The sequence below is a fragment of the Pseudomonas sp. rhizo25 genome (assembly GCF_031931935.1).
In the GTDB taxonomy this organism is placed as follows: Bacteria; Pseudomonadota; Gammaproteobacteria; order Pseudomonadales; family Pseudomonadaceae; genus Aquipseudomonas; species Aquipseudomonas synxantha.
The window spans coordinates 13,897-30,138 of record NZ_JAUJXA010000019.1 but is presented as its reverse complement, the minus strand read 5'-3'; the positions used below and the strand labels follow the sequence as shown (position 1 = coordinate 30,138).

Genomic DNA, 16,242 nt, shown 5'->3' with positions numbered 1-16,242 from the left:
CGCCATCTACGAGAACGCCATGGACCTACGCCACCGCAACAATGTCAGTGTGATGGGCCATGGCCCTTCGACCCTGGTGTTTTCCCACGGCTTTGGCTGTAACCAGGCGATGTGGAACTACCTGGCGCCGCACTTTCTCGAGCGTTTTCGCGTGGTGCTGTATGACTTGGTCGGCGCCGGGCTGTCGGACCTGAGTGCGTTCGACAAAGCCAAATACAGCAGCCTGGACGGCTATGCCCGCGACCTCAACGAGATCATCGACGCCTACGCCCAAGGCCCGGTGATTCTGGTTGGCCACTCCGTCAGTGCGATGATCGGCACCCTCGCCGACCGTTTCACCCCCGGGCGCATTGCCGCGCACGTGATGATCGGCCCATCGCCGCGCTATATCGATACCGCGGATTACGTCGGCGGCTTCAAGCGCGACGATATCGAAGACCTGCTCGATACCCTCGACAGCAACTACCTGGGCTGGTCCAGCGCCATGGCCCCAGTGATCATGGGCGCCCCGACGCAACCGGCATTGAGCAACGAACTCACCGAAAGCTTCTGCCGCACCGAGCCGGACATCGCCAAGCAGTTCGCCCGCGTGACCTTCCTCTCGGATAACCGCCACGACGTGCAGGGCCTGGCCACTCCGGTACTGATCCTGCAATCGAGCGACGACTTGATCGCCCCCGTGGCCGTGGGTGAATACCTGCATGCTGTGATGCCCAACAGCACCTATTGCCTGGTGGACAATGTCGGCCATTGCCCACACATGAGCGCGCCCCAGGCGTGCGCGGCGGCGATGGACTCGTTCCTGGCGCCATGGGCAGTTGCCGATGCCTGACTCGCTGTTTGACAGCGCCGCCTGCGCCCTGGCCGTGACCCAGGAGGACGGTACGATCCTGCACGTCAACCCGCGCCTTAGCGACTGGCTCGGGTTCAGCGCGGCCGAGTTGCGGGGGCGCAGGTTCCAGGATCTGCTGACCATGGGCGGACGGATCTTCTACCAGACCCACTTGGCGCCGATGCTGCGCATGCATGGCAGCGTCACCGAGGTGAAGCTCGATATCCGCCATTGCGCCGGGCATAAAGTCACCGTCTTGCTTAACGCCAACCAACGCCAGCAGCCCGACGGCGTGGTGTGTGACCTGGCGCTGTTCGGCACCACCGACCGTGACAAGTACGAGCGCGAACTGCTCAATGCGCGCAAGTTGGCCGAAGCCCTGCTCCAGGAAAAAACCGCCGCCGAACTGGCCTTGCAACAGGCCCAGGCCGAATTGAGCGAGGCCTATGCCATCGCCCAGCGCCGGGCGTTGTTCGCCGAGCAGATGGTGGCGATTGTCAGCCACGATTTGAAAAACCCACTCACCGCGATCCGCATGGCTTCGGACTTTCTCCAGCGCGGCGAGCGCACGGCCAAGGAGCGCCAGTTGCTGGGGCACATCGGCCAGTCGTCGGAACGCGCTCAACGCATGATCGCCGACCTGCTGGACTTCACCCAGGCCCGAGTCGGCCAAGGCATTACCATCAAGGCGGTACCGCTGGATTTGCACAATGTGATCCAGCATGCGGTGGACGAACTGCGCGTAGCCTTCCCTGCCGCCACGCTGGTGCATCACGCCGAGGGCCTTGGCCAAGCGTGCCTGGATGCCGACCGGGTGCAGCAGATCATTGGCAACCTCGTCGCCAACAGCGTGGCCTATGGCGACCTGCTGCAACCGATCACCATCACCTCGCGCCTGGGCGACAACGCCTGCGCCGTCGCCGTGCACAACCATGGCCCGGCAATTCCCGAAACACTGCTTGCGGGGCTGTTCGAACCCATGACCCGTGGCACCGATCAGGGCAGCGACGTGCGCAGCGTCGGCCTGGGCCTGTATATCGTGCGCGAACTGGCCAGGGTGCACGGCGGCGATGTGGCGGTGAGTTCCTGTGTGGTGGCCGGCACCACCTTTACCGTGATGTTCTAGTACAGGTACGCGGCGCCCTGCATGATCGGTTCTACATGGCCGGTCAGTATCACCCCGCCCTGCCCGTCCCATTGCACCGTGACCGTACCGCCGTCGCACTCGACCGCCACGGTGTCATCGAGCAGCCCGCGCCGAATTCCATTGACCACCGCCCCGCAACAACACGAACCGGACCCCAACGGCACAGCGCCGCCACGCTCCCAGATGCGCAGGCGGATATGGCTGCGGCTCAGCACTTGTACGAAATGTACATTGGTCTTGGCCGGGAACAGTGGGTGAACTTCCAGTGCCGGGCCGACCGTCGCGACGTTGATGGCGGCGATGTCCTCCACGAAAAACGTACAGTGCGGGTTGCCCATGCTGCAAGCCGCCGGGCTGCCATCGATGGGCAGCACGCGGGTGTCGATCGCCTTGGCCAGGGGCACCGCTGCCCAGTCCAGCAACGGCGCGCCCATGTCCACCGACACCTGCTGCCCGTCGACGCGGGTACACGTCAGTAACCCACGCTCGGTACGCAGCACGACGGTCTGGGTACCGGCCTCGTGCATCAGGCGGTCAGCCACGCCGCGGGTAGCGCTGCCGCAAGTGTGCAGGCGCGTGCCGTCGGGGTTCCAGAATTGAATACGCGCGGCGGCATCCTCACAGTCGAGCACCACCGCCAGTTGATTGAAACCGATGCCCGTGTGGCGATTACCCAGGCGACGGGCAACCTGCGCAGTGATGGGGTTGTCCTGGCCACGGCGGTCGATGATGATGAAGTCGTCGCCGTGGGCGTGCATTTTCACGAACGGCAAGGTCATGGGTGCAGGTCCTGTTGTCGAAGTGAAGCAGTTCTAATAACACTGTAGGAGCGAGCTTGCTCGCGAAAATCGTGAAGACGACACGTTTTACCTGCAAGTACGCGTTATCGTTGACGTTCTTCGCGAGCAAGCTCGCGCCTACAAAGGGTTGATGGTCATGCTTATCGTATTCAGCGGCCTGCCCGGCAGCGGCAAGACCACGATTGCCAGGGAACTGGCGCGACAGACCGGCGCGGTTTACCTGCGCATCGATGTGATCGAACAGGCACTGCGGGACGCAGCGGTATTGATGGGCGATGTGGGTGCCAGCGGCTACGGCGTGGCGAATGCGCTGGCGCTGAGTAATTTGCGCTTGGGGCAGCGGGTCATTGCCGATTGCGTGAACCCGGTCAGGGAGAGCCGCCAAGCCTGGCAGGCGGTGGCGACGACAGCGGGGGTAGAACTGATCAATATCCAGGTGGTGTGTTCAGATCAGCAGGAGCACCGGCGCCGTGTGGAAAGCCGGGTGGGCGATGTTCCCGGGCTGACGTCGCCGACCTGGCAGTCAGTGCTGGTGCATGAGTACGAACCCTGGGATGAACCGGCGTTCAGGCTTGATACAGCGCGGATGACGCCGGCACAGGCAGTCGCGACAGCCCACGCACACCTATTCAATGTGGGAGCTGTCGAGCTTTAGCCGGATTCAGTCGGGGAAATTACCGCGCAACGCCTCGAGCCCACCGCTGTAGACGCCGGCAAACAGTTCTTCCACTGCCGCATCCGTAGTGCCTGCTGCCGGGGTGAACACGCCGGACCAAGTCACTTTCGCCGACGTCTCAGTCAGCGCTTCAACCTGCAGGGTCGCCAGATAAGCACTCACCGGAAACGGCGACGCCTCAATGGTATAGCTGTAGGTGCGCGCCACGTTGTCGAAGCTCTGCAAGCGCTCGACGATCTGGCCGCCGTCAGCCGTGGTCAGGTGGCGCACACGGCCGCCGTCGCCTGGCTCGCTCTTGGCGATGAAGGGCAGCCAGTCGGGCAGGCTGTTGAAGCCGCCGATCAGTTGCCAGACCTGATCGGCCGGTGCCGGGATTTCAATTACAGAAGATGCTGTTGCCACGATAAATACTCCAAACAGAGAAAAATCAGATCGCCATGCTGTCGACAACGCCGCCGTCGACCCGCAACGCGGCACCGGTGGTGGCAGACGACAGCGGTGAAGCAATGTACGCCACCAGGTTCGCCACTTCATCCACATTAGCGGCGCGCTGGATGATCGAGGTGGGCCGCGCATTGCGCACGAACACATCGGCCTCTTCCCGTGCACTGCGCCCGGACTGGGCCGTAGCGTCCTTGAGCATCTGCTCCAGGCCGTCGGTGAAGGTCGGCCCCGGCAGGATCGCATTCACGGTGACGCCGGTGCCCGCCAGGCGCTTGGCCAAACCGTGGGACACCGCAAGGTTGGCGCTTTTGGTCACGCCGTAGTTGATCATGTCGGCCGGCGTAGCCACGCCGGACTCCGACGACACAAAGATCACCCGGCCCCAGCCCTGCTCGACCATGCCCGGCGCATAATGGCGCGCCAGGCGCACGCCGGAGATCACATTGACCTCATAGAAGCGCGCCCACTCGCTGTCCGGCGCCTCGAAGAAATCAACATCGTTAAAGATGCCGAGGTTGTTGACCAGGATATCGGCGCGAGGTTCGGCGGCGAACAGTTTCTCGGCGCCCTCAAGGGTGCCGAGGTCGGCCACCAATCCGCGCAGTTCGGCGCCGGGCACCACTTGGCGGATGCTGGCCAAGGCGTCTTCGACCTTGCCCGGGTCCCGACCGATCACCACTACCGTGGCCCCGGATTGCGCCAGGGCCTGGCTGATGCCCAGGCCGATACCAGCGGTGCTGCCGCTGACGATGGCCACTTTGCCGCTCACATCGATGTTCATACTTAAACTCCTTGGGAATTAGAGAGGCAAAGGCGCACGGTCAGATATCAATCGGGCCTCGCGCAACGCTTGCCAGAAGGCTGCTGGAATCTTCTCTGACAACGCCGCGACGTCTTCGGCAATCCGCCCCGGACGACTGGCACCGGGAATCACCGCCGCCACTGCCGGGTGCGCCAGGGAGAACTGCAGCGCCGCGGCTTTCACGCTCACCCCAAACACCTGGGCGATCGCCTTGATCTGCTCGACCTTGCTGATGATCGCCGGGTTGGCTGGTTGGTATTCGAAGTGCGTGCCGCCGGCAAGAATGCCGGAGCTGTAGGGGCCACCAACGACAATTTCGACGTGCTGGGCCAAGGCCGAATCCATCAAGCGTTGCAGGGCGCGCTCGTGGTCCAGCAGGGTGTAGCGGCCGGCCAAAAGGAAACCGTCGGGCTGGGCCTCAGCCAGGTCCAGGGTCAGTTCGCAAGGCTCGACGCGATTGACGCCCAGGCCCCAGGCTTTGATCACGCCCTCTTCACGCAAGCGGGTCAATACTTTGAACGCGCCGGTACGGGCCTGGTTGAAGTACTCCAGCCATTGGTCGCCGTAGAAGTCCTGGGCGATGTCGTGAACCCACACGATGTCCAGGCGATCGGTCTGCAGGCGTTCGAGGCTGTCTTCAACAGAGCGCAGAGTGGCGTCGGCGCTGTAGTCATTGAGCATCTTGTTCGGCCGGCCGTGTTCGAACACGCCGCTTTTTTCGCCGAGGTCGCGGGAGCCGGCTTCGACTTCATCCAGAATCACCCGGCCGACCTTGGTGCTGAGCACGTAGTCATCGCGATTGTAGTTAGACAGGGCCTGGCCCAGGCGGATTTCCGACAGGCCCGAGCCGTAGAAGGGTGCAGTGTCGAAGTAACGCACGCCGTGGTTCCAGGCGGCCTCGACAGTGGCCTGGGCTTCATCTTCAGGAATGGCGCGGAACATATTGCCAAGGGGGGCGGTGCCAAAGCCCAGTACGCCGGGCAGTTTGTCTTTCAAGCTCATGGTGGGATCCTCAATCGGTTCAAGGGGGTGACCGTTGAGCAGATCCTAGATTGCGCTGATCAGACCGTCCAAGACATACTGCGACCAACTTGAGTCCCCAGAGGTCTTACATGATCGATCTACGCCAACTGCGCTACTTCGAAGTGGTCGCCGAAGAAGAACACGTCGGCCGCGCCGCCGAACGCCTGCACATCTCTCAATCACCCCTGAGCCGCCAGATCGCCCAGCTCGAAGAGCGGCTGGGCCTGACCCTGTTCGAACGCAGCCAGCAGCGCATCCGCCTGACCCGCGACGGCCAGACCTTCCTGGCCGAAACCAAGGCGCTGCTGACCCACGCCAATCGCCTGGAGTCCCTGGGCAAGCGCCTGGGCCGTGGGGAAGAAGGCGGCTTGTGCATCGGCTATATCGAAAATGCCATGCATGCCGGCGTACTGCCCAATGCCCTGCGCATCCTGCGCGATGACCGGCCCACCGTGCACATCAAGCTGTACAACCTGCCCTCCCTTGAGCAATTGGAGGGCTTGCGCCAACGCAGCCTGGACATCGCCCTGGTGGGCGAACCGCCTGCCGCCGACGACCCGGACCTGACCGCCTTGCAAGTGCTCGACGACCCGATGCTGCTGGCCCTGCCCGAACAGCATCCGCTGACCAGGCAAAGCGAATTGTTGCCTGAACACCTGGCCGAACAACAATGGATCGGCGTGCAGCGCAAACCCGGCGCCAACCCCGCCGATGATTTCGTCGCCGCCTGCATCCGTGCCGGGTTCACCCCGCAGATTCCCATGGAAGCCAGCGAGCCCTTTACCGCATTGGGCCTGGTGGCCTCGGGGCTTGGAGTGGCGATGGTGCAGAAGGGCCTGAGCCGCAACGCACCGCCCGGCGTGGTGTTGCGCGAGCTGCCATGGCTGAGCTACACCACACCGCTGTGGGCGGCATGGCACCGGGTCAACCTGCGACCATTGGTGGAAACGTTTCGCAAGGTGCTGACTGAACCACCGCTATCGGGAGCAAGCCCCCTCCCACATTTCAACCGCGTTTTGCCTGAATAAATGCGATCAACTGTGGGAGGGGGCTTGCCCCCGATGAGGGAGTGTCAGCAAGCAGATCCGTGACTGACCCACCACCATCGAATCATCACACCAACCCCACATTTCTAGCGCGCCAACCTCGCCATGATCCCCGCCGAGTTGACGAAAATCGTAATCCCCACAAACACCAGCCCAATCGCAACCCCCTGCCCCAGGCTCAGCTGTTCACCGAAGAATACATAGGACGTGAACAGCCCCGACACCGGTACCATCAACAACAACGGCGCCACCCGCGAAGCCGGGTATTTCTTCATCAGGTTGTTCCATACCCGGTACCCGACGATGGTAGTGATATAGCACTGGAACACAATCGAGAACCCCGCTCCCCAGGTCAGATCGGTGACCAGGTGGGTCAGCGGCTCGGCACCCTCGAACCACAAGGTCATCAACAACAGGACGGGGGTCGAAAACAGGCTGGACCAGACGATAAAGGCCACCATGTCCTCAGGCTGGTTGACCTTGACGATCAAGTTGCACAACGACCACGACAACGCCGCCAGCAACACCAGCAAAATGCCCAGCGTGGTCGAGACGTGTGCCGACAGGTGCAGGATCATGAACAGCCCCAGCGCAGACAACAGCATTCCCGCCCCGTGGACCCTGCTTATGGGTTCCTTGAGAAACAACCGGCTCATGATGAGGGTGAAGAACGCACTGAACTGCAGGAACACCGAAGACATCCCCGCCGACAGCCCGTTGTGCATCGCCACGTTGACCACGCCCCACAGCCCGGCGCCGAACAACACGCCATAGGCGGCCAGCAGGACGTAGGAAGCGCCCTGTGGCTTAGGAATGAATATCACCAGGGGTAACGCACAGAAGGTGAACCGCAGCAGGGTCAGCACAAACGGGTCCAAATCCTCCAGGCCCAGGCCAATGACCGAGAAGTTGGCGCCCCAGATTATCGTTACCGCCAGCCCTGCGATTAAATCGGATTTACTCAGGCGCATGGCCCTTCCCCCCCGTTATGCCAGCGTCTTGGGCGGCACGGGGGCTGTCTATAAGCTCCTCCCTGGACCGCAGCTTGTGCGGGGCGAAATTTACGCAAAGATCTGCACGCGGGTAACTAACCGTACGGTCAGTAGCCAAGGGACGGAAAAAGTGTCTTGAAAAAAGCCCTTCCGCTTTTCGCCACAATGCCCCGCCCCTTTAAACACCGCCTGGGGTCAGAGCATCTCGCGCAAGCGATACCACAACATGCCCAGCGCCAGCAGCGGCGAGCGCAGTGCCTTGCCGCCCGGGAAGGTCATGTGCGGCACCTGGCTGAATATATCCAGGCCGCGGCTGCTGCCGGCGTGAATCGCTTCGGCCAGAAGCCGTGCGCACCAGTGCGTGACGTTGAGGCCATGGCCGGAATAGCCCTGGGCATAGAACACATTCGGGTACTGCTGCAACCGTCCGACCTGGGGAAAGCGGTTGGCGGTGATGCCGATCTTGCCGCCCCACTGGAACTCGATGGCGGTGTTGGCCAGTTGCGGGAACACCTTGAGCATTTTCGGGCGCATATACGCGGCGATGTCTTGGGGATCGCGCCCCGAGTAATGGCAGGCGCCACCGAACAACAGGCGTCGGTCAGCGCAAAGCCGGTAGTAATCCAGGCCGACTTTCTGGTCGCACAGCGCCAGGTTCTGTGGGATCAACTGTTGCGCCACGCGTTCAGGCAGCGGCTCGGTAGCAATGATGTAACTGCCGGCCGGCAGCACCTTGCCGCTCAAACGCGGCTCCAGGTCTTCCAAATGCGCATTACACGCCAGCACCAGTTGGGCGGCGCGCACAGTGCCCGCGGCGCAGCGCACCTGCACGGTGTCGCCATGGATCAGTTCCAGCACTTTCGTGTGCTCGAAGATTTTCACGCCAAGGGCCTCGGCCACCTGGGCCTCGCCCAGCACCAGGTTGAGCGGGTGCAGATGTCCTGAGCCCATGTCGACCAGACCGCCGGCATACACCGTCGAGCCCACCACCTGCGCCATGTCCTGGGGGCCGACCAGTCGCGTTTCATGGGCGTACCCCATGGCCGCCAAATGTGCCTGTTCGCCCTTGAACGCCGCAAACTGCGCCGGGGTGTTGGCCAGCTCACAGAAGCCCCAGCGCAGGTCGCAATCAATGCCATGCTCGACAATGCGCCGGCCCACCAACGCCACCGAGTCGATGCCGGCCCGCTCCAGGTAACGCACGCCCTCCTCACCCACGTATTTGGCAAACCCCGAGACATCATGGCCGATGCCACGGATCAACTGCCCGCCGTTGCGCCCACTGGCACCCCAGCCAATGCGCCGAGCTTCCAGCAGGATCACCGAGAGCCCGCGCTGGGCCAGTTCGATGGCGGTGTTGACGCCGGTAAAACCGCCGCCGATCACACACACATCGGCGCTCAGGTCTGTACCCAGGGCGGCACGCTCAGGGAATGCGTGGGCCGAGGCGCGATAATAGGACTGGGCGTGGTCATGGGACAGCATCATTTGTTGGTCTTCACTTTGCTCCAGGCGCGGGTCATCAGGCGCATGGTTGCCGGGGTCGGCGTGGTGGAAATATAGAGTTTGTCGAGCACTGCCTGGGGCGGATACACCTCGGGGTTGTCCACCAGTTCCGGGGCCATGAACGGCTTCGCCGCCGGGTTGGCGTTGGCGTAGCCCACCGAGGCGCTGACCTTGGCGATCACTTCGGGGTCGAGCAGGTAGTTGATAAAGGCGTGGGCCTGCTTGGGGTTGGTGGCGTCTGCCGGGATCGCCAGCAGGTCGAACCACAGGTTGGAGCCTTCCTTGGGAATCGAGTAGGCAATGTTCACCCCATTCTTGGCTTCCTTGGCGCGGTTGGCGGCCTGGAATATATCGCCGGAATAGCCGAACGCGACGCAAATATCGCCGTTGGCCAGGTCCGAAATGTATTTGGAGGAATGGAAATAGGTAACGTAGGGCCGCAACGTCAGCAACTTGGCCTCGGCTTGCTTGTAGTCCTCGGGGTTCTCGCTGCGTGGGTCCTTGCCCATGTAGTTAAGGATCGCCGGGAACAGTTCGTCCGCCGAGTCGAGGAAGGCCACGCCACACTGGTTGAGTTTCTTGATGTTCTCGGGCTCGAACAGCACCGCCCACGAATCGATATGGTCGATGCCCAGCACCTGCTTGACCTTGTCGACGTTGTAGCCGATGCCATTGGTGCCCCAGAGGTAAGGCACCGAGTGGGCGTTACCCGGGTCGTTCTGCTCCAGCAACTTGAGCAGCTTGGGGTCGAGGTTCTTGAAGTTGGGCAACTGCGCACGGTCGAGCTTGAGGAACGCGCCGGCCTTCACCTGGCGCGCCAGGAAATGGTTGGACGGCACCACCACGTCATAGCCGGTACGCCCGGCAAGCAACTTGCCCTCCAGGGTTTCATTGGAGTCGAACACATCGTAGATCACCTTGATCGAGGTTTTCGCCTGGAAATCCGCCAAGGTGGTCTCGCCAATGTAATCAGTCCAGTTATAGACGCTGACCGTCGGCGCGGCCTGACCGGCACTGCTGAATGCCGCCACCAGGGCCAGCGGGAGAAGCTTGTTCACAAGACGCATATCGACACCCCTTTTATGATTGTTTTTAGACGCTCAATAGCAGGAACTCACGCTCCCAGGAACTGATCACCCGCTTGAAATTCTCGTGCTCGGCGCGCTTGACCGCGACGTAGCCGCGCACGAATTTCTCTCCCAGGTACTGCTTGACCGTGTCGCAGTCCTCCATGCGTGCCAGCGCATCCTCAAGGGTGAACGGCAAGCGCAGGTTGCGCCGTTCATAGGCGCGGCCTTCCACCGGCGCACTGGGTTCGATCTGCTCGATCATGCCCAGGTAGCCACACAGCAGGCTGGCGGCAATCGCCAGGTACGGGTTGGCATCGGCGCCCGGCAAGCGGTTTTCCACGCGCATCGCCTCCGGGCTGGAGGTGGGCACACGCAGGCCAACGGTGCGGTTCTCTTCGCCCCACTCGACGTTGACCGGCGCCGAAGTGTCCGGCAGGAAGCGGCGGAACGAATTGACGTTGGGCGCAAACATCGGCAGCAGCTTGGGGATGTACTTCTGCAAGCCGCCGATGTGATGCAAAAACAAGGGGGTCATGCGGCCATCGGCATCGACGAACACCGGTTTGCCGGTGGCGATCTCCACCACGCTCTGGTGCAGGTGCATGGCACTGCCCGGTTCATCGGCCACCGGCTTGGCCATGAAGGTCGCGGCGACGTTATGCTTGAGCGCGGCCTCACGCAGGGTGCGCTTGAACACAGTGATCTGGTCGGCGAGGTCCAGGGCATCGCCGTGGCGAAAGTTGATTTCCATCTGCGCCGGGCCGTCTTCGTGGATCAGCGTGTCGAGGTCCAGGCCCTGGGCTTCGCACCAGTCATAGACGTCTTCGAACAGCGGGTCGAATTCGTTGGCGGCGTCGATGGAAAACGATTGGCGCCCGGTTTCGGCACGCCCGGAGCGGCCGATAGGGGTCTTCAACGGCAGGTCCGGGTCTTCGCAGCGCTGGGTCAGGTAGAACTCCATTTCCGGCGCGACAATCGGCTGCCAGCCCTGGTCGGTGTAGAGCTGCAAGACTTTCTTGAGCACGTTGCGCGGCGACAGTTCGATGGGGTTGCCCTGTTTGTCGAAGGTGTCGTGGATCACGATGGCAGTGGGTTCGATGGCCCAGGGCACCACGTAGGTGGCGTTGGCCACCGGGCGGCAGATCATGTCGATATCGGCCGGGGCGAGCAGGTCGTAGTAGATATCGTCGTCGACAAAGTCCCCGGTTACCGTTTGCAGCAACACACTTTCCGGCAGGCGCATGCCTCGCTCATGCAGGAACTTGTTGGTGGGTGCAATCTTGCCGCGCGCGATGCCAGTCAAATCACTGATCACGCATTCAACTTCGGTAATCTTGTGTTCTTTCAGCCAGGTGGAGAGCTGATCGAAGGGGGCGTTCATAAGGACCTCGTCTTGGGTGGGATGCGACGCCGGCTTGTACTTGCGGCGCATTGAGGTCTATCTTGGGCCAGCCTTCAAACCGCATCTATCCACTTTGCACGCAGCACAACGCACCAATAGAGTGCGCACGGATCACCCATGACACAGGCAACCGCTTTGCGCGTACAGGCCTTCGCTACCGGCGATGTGGCCGCCCAATGCAGTGCGACACCCGGTTGGATGCAGCAGTACCAGCAGATGTCCCCCGGGCATTTTTCCGGGCGGGTACGCTACCTCGACCTGCAAGGCGTGCAGGTATACGAGGAGTGCATGAACACCCGCGTGGAACAGCATTTCAATGCACCACCCGGGGCCCTGGCGTTCTGTTTCGACGGCAGCGACAACAGCCTGTATATGCTCAATGGCGAAAGCCGCAATACCTGGATCACCCCGGAAAACTACCGTGAAGTGGCGGTGGTGTTCGGCCCGCAGTTTGTACAGCGACATGGGCTGGACGTAGCAAAACTTGAAGGGTTGTTCATGGCTCCCTTGAGGTGCCAGCAGAACGCGCTGTTCACCCGCTGGCTCAGTGGCACGCTGACGCGTTTGTCGGCACTGACCGACCCCATCAGCCGCGATGCCCTTACCCAGCAACTGCTCGACGACTGCCTGTTTATCCTCGACAACGCCTGCGTGTGCCTGGACCGCGACTCATTGCAAAAGCGCAGCGAAGCACGCCGGTTGATGGCGCGCATCGGCGAATGGACGGCGGATGCGCCGGATGAAAGCGTCAACCTGCTGGAACTGGCGCAGATTGCCGGCGTGCCGTTGCGCCAATTGCAGCAAGGTTTCAAGACCTATACCGGGATGAGCCCGGCGCAGTGGTTAAGGATGCGCCGCTTGAATGGGGCGCGGCGGGAGCTGTTGAGCGCGACGAACACGACGGTTGCCGAAGTGGCGATGAACTGGTCGTTCTGGCATTTGGGGCGGTTCTCTAACAGCTATCGGGGATTGTTCAAGGAACTGCCCAGCGAAACGCTCAAGCGCTCACTTTGAAATGCAGTCAAAAATGTGGGAGGGGGCTTGCTCCCGATGACGGTAGATCAGTCACCTGATACTGAGACTGACCCAACGCTATCGGGATGTAAGCCCCCCTCCCACAGGGGATCGCATTTCAAGGCTGGGATTTGAGGAAGGTTGCGATCAGCTGGTTGACCTGTTCCGCCGCTTCCAACTGCACCATATGCCCCTGCCCCGGCAGTATCTCCACCTGGGCCTCCAGGCCCTGGGCATGGTCGGCCGGGATGATTGCATCGTCACTGCCCCAGATCACCAGGCTCGGTTGCTGCCCCACCACGTTGCGCAAATCCAGGCGCTGGCGCCCGCCTTCAAACAACTGCGCATTGAGTTGCTTCAAGGCCTGATCCACGCCTTCCAAGCGCTTGAACTTGAGCATGTCCTCCAGCATCTGCCGCGTCACCAGCGCCGGGTCGCTGAACAGTTGTACCAGTTGCGGCTTGAGCGCATTACGGTTGTTGGCCTCGGTAAAACCGTGCAGGTAATCGCCATTGATAGCCGCCCCCAACCCGGCGCTCGCGATCAGGGTCAGGGAGGCAACGCGCGCGGGTGCCTGGCGCGCAACCGTCAGGCTGACCAGCCCGCCCATGGAGTGCCCGGCCAGGTGCACGCGGTCGAGCTGCAGGTGATCGAGCAAGGCCAGCACCGCCTGGCTCAGTTCCTCGGCGTCCCCCGTTTGCAGGGCCTTGCCCGACTCGCCATGCCCTGGCAGGTCCAGGGCGATCACCCGGCGTTCGGCGGCCAGGGCCGGTTGGTTGAACAGCCAGTTGTTCAAGTCGCCGCCAAAACCATGCACCAGCACCAGCGGTGTAGCGCCTTCGCCCAGGTCGAGATAGCGCAACAGGCGCCCGCCCACCTCGATCTTCTGCGCACTCGGCCCGGTGGCTTCGGCTTCGGTGCGGCTGGAAACAAAGCCGGCGTTGAAGCTGTCGATCACCGAATCGATCTGCGCCTCGCTGGCCTCACCTTCCACCACGATCCCCAGCAGCGCACCCACCGGCAAGGTCTCGTCGCTCAGCGCCAGCACTCGGCGCAATACACCGCTGAACGGCGCCTCGACACTGCTGGAGATCTTGTCGGTTTCCACGTCCAACAACTCCTCGCCCTTCTCCACCCGGTCGCCGGGCTGCTTGAGCCAGACATCGATGCGGCCTTCGGTCATCGACAGCCCCCACTTGGGCATGGTCAAGGTATGGATCATGCGGCATTCCTCCTGTCGGCGATCTTCAGCACCGCGGCCTCGATCTTCGCTGCGTTGGGGATGTACAGGTCTTCCAGGGCATCGGAAAACGGCACCGGCGTGTGCGGCGCAGTGACCATCTCGATCGGCGCACGCAGGAAAGAAAAGCCTTGCTGGGCCACCAACGCACTGATATCGGTGGCGATGGAACAACGCGGGTTGGACTCGTCGATCACCACCAGGCGCCCGGTTTTTTCCACACTCTCAAGGATGCTGTCTTCGTCCAGCGGGCTGGTGGTACGCAGGTCCAACACCTCGCAGTCGATGCCCTGGCGCGCCAGGTTGGCGGCGGCTTCCAGGGCGACGTGCACCATGCGCCCGTAGGTCACCAGGGTCACATCGCGACCTTCGCGCACAAAATTGGCCTCGCCGAACGGCACGGTGTAGAGCTCTTCCGGCACTTCGCCTTGCAGGCTGTAGAGCATCTTGTGTTCTAGGAAGATCACCGGGTCGTTGTCGCGGATCGCCTGGATCAACATGCCCTTAGCGTCATACGGCGTAGCCGGGCACACCACCTTGAGGCCGGGAATGTGCGTCCACATCGAGGTGAGCATCTGCGAATGCTGGGCGGCCGCGCGCAGGCCGGCGCCGTACATGGCGCGCACTACCAGCGGCGTGGTGGTCTTGCCGCCGAACATGTAGCGAAACTTGGCGGCCTGGTTGAGCAACTGGTCGAGGCAGCAGCCGATAAAGTCGACAAACATCAACTCGCACACCGGGCGCATGCCACGAGTGGCGGCGCCGACGGCCATGCCGACGTAGCCGACTTCGGACAACGGCGCGTCGAGTACGCGCTCCGGGAACTCAGGGTAAAGGCCTTTGGTCACCCCCAGCACACCACCCCAGGCGTCCTGCTCGCCGGGCGAACCGGTGCCGCCGGACACATCCTGGCCAATAATGAACACGCTCTGGTCCCGGCGCATTTCCTGGGCGAGGGCTTCGTTGATTGCCTGCTGATAGCTGATTTTGCGAGCCATGGGATTTTCTCCACCTGTTGTTGTTATTAGCGGTAAGCGACGTAGACATCACTGAGCAGGTCGACGGCCTGGGGTTTGGGATCGGACTTGGCCAGGCGCACGGCGTCGTCGATCAACTGCGCGACCTCGCCGTCGATACGTTCGAACTGCGCGGCATCGAGCCAGCCTTCGGCATTGCAGCGCTGGCGGAACAGGGCGAGGCAGTCGTGGGATTCGCGCAGGTTCTTGACTTCATCCGGGCCGCGGTAGGTTTGTGCATCGCCTTCGAAGTGGCCATAGAAGCGGCTGAGCTTCACTTCCACCAAGGTCGGCCCGTCGCCCTGGCGTGCGCGCTCCACCGCCACGCCCAGCGCCGCGTACACCGCGAAGAAATCATTGCCATCGACAATCACCCCCGGCATGCCAAAGCCCACTGCCCGCTCGGCAATGTCCTTGCACGCCACCGACCAGCCGGAACCGGTGGCCTCGGCATAGCCGTTGTTCTCGGCGACGAACAGGCACGGCAGCTTCATGATCGACGCCAGGTTCATCGCCTCGAACACCGCGCCCTCGTTGGAGCCGCCGTCGCCGAAGAACGCCACGGCCACGCCCTGGCTGCCCTTGAGCTTGGAGGCCAGCGCAGCGCCTGCCGCCAACGGCGCACCGGCACCGACAATGCCGTTGGCGCCGAGCATGCCCTTCTCTTGGTCGGCAATATGCATGGAGCCGCCCTTGCCGCCGCACACGCCGGTTTTCTTGCCGTAGATCTCGGCCATCATGCCAAACACGTCCACGCCCTTGGCGATGCAATGGCCGTGACCACGGTGGTTGGAGGCGATGCAGTCTTCATCGTTGAGGTGCGCCATGACCCCGGCGGCGCTGGCTTCCTGGCCGGCATACAGGTGCACGAAACCAGGGATCTCGCCGGTGGCGAATTCCACATGCAGGCGTTCTTCGAAGTCACGGATGGTGCGCATCACTGTGTAGGCATGCAGCAATTGATCGGTGGACAGGTGAGTGGACATCTTGTTGTTCTCCAGGTTGTCTCGACACACAAAAGGCTGGCTGCGGCCAGCTGTAAGCGCTTGAGCACAGGCTGTGCCAAGGCCCACGAAAAACCGGCAAAGCCTTGACCCAGAGCAGTGCCGAACGGTTGTACCGCTGCGCCATGCCAGCGCAGAATGAGACCCGCCATTGCACAGTGCAGGCTCCGTCTCAGGCGGACTGAGACGCTGCGTCTCAGCTCTGGCTGTTGGTCAGGCCAACCTTGT

Annotated in this window: 16 protein-coding genes; 5 read left to right on the top strand and 11 right to left on the bottom strand. The window is 62.4% G+C overall.

The annotated features are described in order from the left end of the window. The first annotated feature begins 19 nt into the window (after positions 1-19). Positions 20-832 (top strand): alpha/beta fold hydrolase, encoded by an 813-nt coding sequence (locus QZR30_RS25160; protein ID WP_059396940.1) that lies wholly within the window; start codon positions 20-22, stop codon positions 830-832. Further along, positions 825-1,958: a PAS domain-containing sensor histidine kinase gene (locus QZR30_RS25155; RefSeq protein ID WP_059396939.1), complete on the top strand. Its 1,134-nt coding sequence runs from the start codon at positions 825-827 to the stop codon at positions 1,956-1,958. Before QZR30_RS25160 ends, QZR30_RS25155 begins: the two co-directional genes overlap by 8 nt. On the opposite strand, the gene dapF is transcribed toward QZR30_RS25155, so the two are convergent. Continuing rightward, positions 1,955-2,758 carry a diaminopimelate epimerase gene (gene dapF, locus QZR30_RS25150; protein ID WP_059396938.1) on the bottom strand — a complete coding sequence of 268 codons (804 nt, stop codon included), beginning with the start codon at positions 2,756-2,758 and terminating at the stop codon, positions 1,955-1,957. The two genes, QZR30_RS25155 and dapF, sit on opposite strands and share 4 nt — an antisense overlap. 157 nt (positions 2,759-2,915) lie before the next feature. Between dapF and QZR30_RS25145 the strand changes: the two genes are divergently transcribed. Then, positions 2,916-3,434 carry an AAA family ATPase gene (locus QZR30_RS25145; protein ID WP_068967370.1) on the top strand — a complete coding sequence of 173 codons (519 nt, stop codon included), beginning with the start codon at positions 2,916-2,918 and terminating at the stop codon, positions 3,432-3,434. 6 nt (positions 3,435-3,440) lie between these two features. Here the strand turns inward: QZR30_RS25145 and QZR30_RS25140 are convergent, their stop codons facing one another. Genes QZR30_RS25140 through QZR30_RS25130 form a run of 3 tightly spaced genes read right to left on the bottom strand, consistent with a single transcriptional unit; the run spans position 3,441 to position 5,703 of the window. Next, a complete protein-coding gene (locus QZR30_RS25140) occupies positions 3,441-3,857 on the bottom strand; it encodes an SRPBCC family protein (protein WP_046068548.1) in 417 nt (138 codons plus the stop codon). A 25-nt stretch (positions 3,858-3,882) separates the two neighbouring features. Then, on the bottom strand, positions 3,883-4,680 hold the full coding sequence (locus tag QZR30_RS25135) for an SDR family NAD(P)-dependent oxidoreductase (RefSeq protein WP_046068549.1): 798 nt from the start codon (positions 4,678-4,680) through the stop codon (positions 3,883-3,885). A gap of 18 nt (positions 4,681-4,698) precedes the next feature. After that, complete coding sequence (locus QZR30_RS25130; RefSeq protein ID WP_059396935.1) at positions 4,699-5,703, bottom strand: aldo/keto reductase; 1,005 nt, start codon at positions 5,701-5,703, stop codon at positions 4,699-4,701. 110 nt (positions 5,704-5,813) lie between these two features. Between QZR30_RS25130 and QZR30_RS25125 the strand changes: the two genes are divergently transcribed. Next, a complete protein-coding gene (locus tag QZR30_RS25125; RefSeq protein ID WP_046068551.1) occupies positions 5,814-6,752 on the top strand; it encodes a LysR substrate-binding domain-containing protein in 939 nt (312 codons plus the stop codon). 104 nt (positions 6,753-6,856) lie between these two features. On the opposite strand, the gene QZR30_RS25120 is transcribed toward QZR30_RS25125, so the two are convergent. The 4 genes from QZR30_RS25120 to QZR30_RS25105 all read right to left on the bottom strand — a co-directional run bounded on the left by QZR30_RS25120 (position 6,857) and on the right by QZR30_RS25105 (position 11,719). After that, positions 6,857-7,741, bottom strand: coding sequence for an EamA family transporter (locus QZR30_RS25120; RefSeq protein WP_311904467.1), 885 nt, complete (start codon positions 7,739-7,741; stop codon positions 6,857-6,859). 216 nt (positions 7,742-7,957) lie between these two features. Then, positions 7,958-9,250, bottom strand: coding sequence for an NAD(P)/FAD-dependent oxidoreductase (locus QZR30_RS25115; RefSeq protein ID WP_311904466.1), 1,293 nt, complete (start codon positions 9,248-9,250; stop codon positions 7,958-7,960). Beyond that, entirely contained in the window at positions 9,247-10,335 is a 1,089-nt protein-coding gene (locus tag QZR30_RS25110) for a polyamine ABC transporter substrate-binding protein (RefSeq protein ID WP_311904465.1), read from the bottom strand. The genes QZR30_RS25115 and QZR30_RS25110 overlap by 4 nt, the downstream gene beginning before the upstream one ends. A 25-nt stretch (positions 10,336-10,360) precedes the next feature. Next, positions 10,361-11,719 carry a glutamine synthetase family protein gene (locus QZR30_RS25105; RefSeq protein WP_311904464.1) on the bottom strand — a complete coding sequence of 453 codons (1,359 nt, stop codon included), beginning with the start codon at positions 11,717-11,719 and terminating at the stop codon, positions 10,361-10,363. 138 nt (positions 11,720-11,857) lie between these two features. Here QZR30_RS25105 and QZR30_RS25100 point away from each other — a divergent pair, with 138 nt between their 5' ends. Next, positions 11,858-12,754, top strand: coding sequence for a helix-turn-helix domain-containing protein (locus QZR30_RS25100; RefSeq protein WP_311904463.1), 897 nt, complete (start codon positions 11,858-11,860; stop codon positions 12,752-12,754). Positions 12,755-12,872: 118 nt separating this feature from the next. Here the strand turns inward: QZR30_RS25100 and QZR30_RS25095 are convergent, their stop codons facing one another. The 3 genes from QZR30_RS25095 to QZR30_RS25085 are packed head-to-tail and all read right to left on the bottom strand — an operon-like array spanning position 12,873 to position 15,996. Beyond that, entirely contained in the window at positions 12,873-13,976 is a 1,104-nt protein-coding gene (locus QZR30_RS25095; RefSeq protein WP_274354864.1) for an acetoin dehydrogenase dihydrolipoyllysine-residue acetyltransferase subunit, read from the bottom strand. After that, positions 13,973-14,992 carry an alpha-ketoacid dehydrogenase subunit beta gene (locus QZR30_RS25090; RefSeq protein WP_059396929.1) on the bottom strand — a complete coding sequence of 340 codons (1,020 nt, stop codon included), beginning with the start codon at positions 14,990-14,992 and terminating at the stop codon, positions 13,973-13,975. Before QZR30_RS25090 ends, QZR30_RS25095 begins: the two co-directional genes overlap by 4 nt. A gap of 26 nt (positions 14,993-15,018) precedes the next feature. Continuing rightward, entirely contained in the window at positions 15,019-15,996 is a 978-nt protein-coding gene (locus QZR30_RS25085; RefSeq protein WP_311904461.1) for a thiamine pyrophosphate-dependent dehydrogenase E1 component subunit alpha, read from the bottom strand. Positions 15,997-16,242 lie beyond the last annotated feature (246 nt).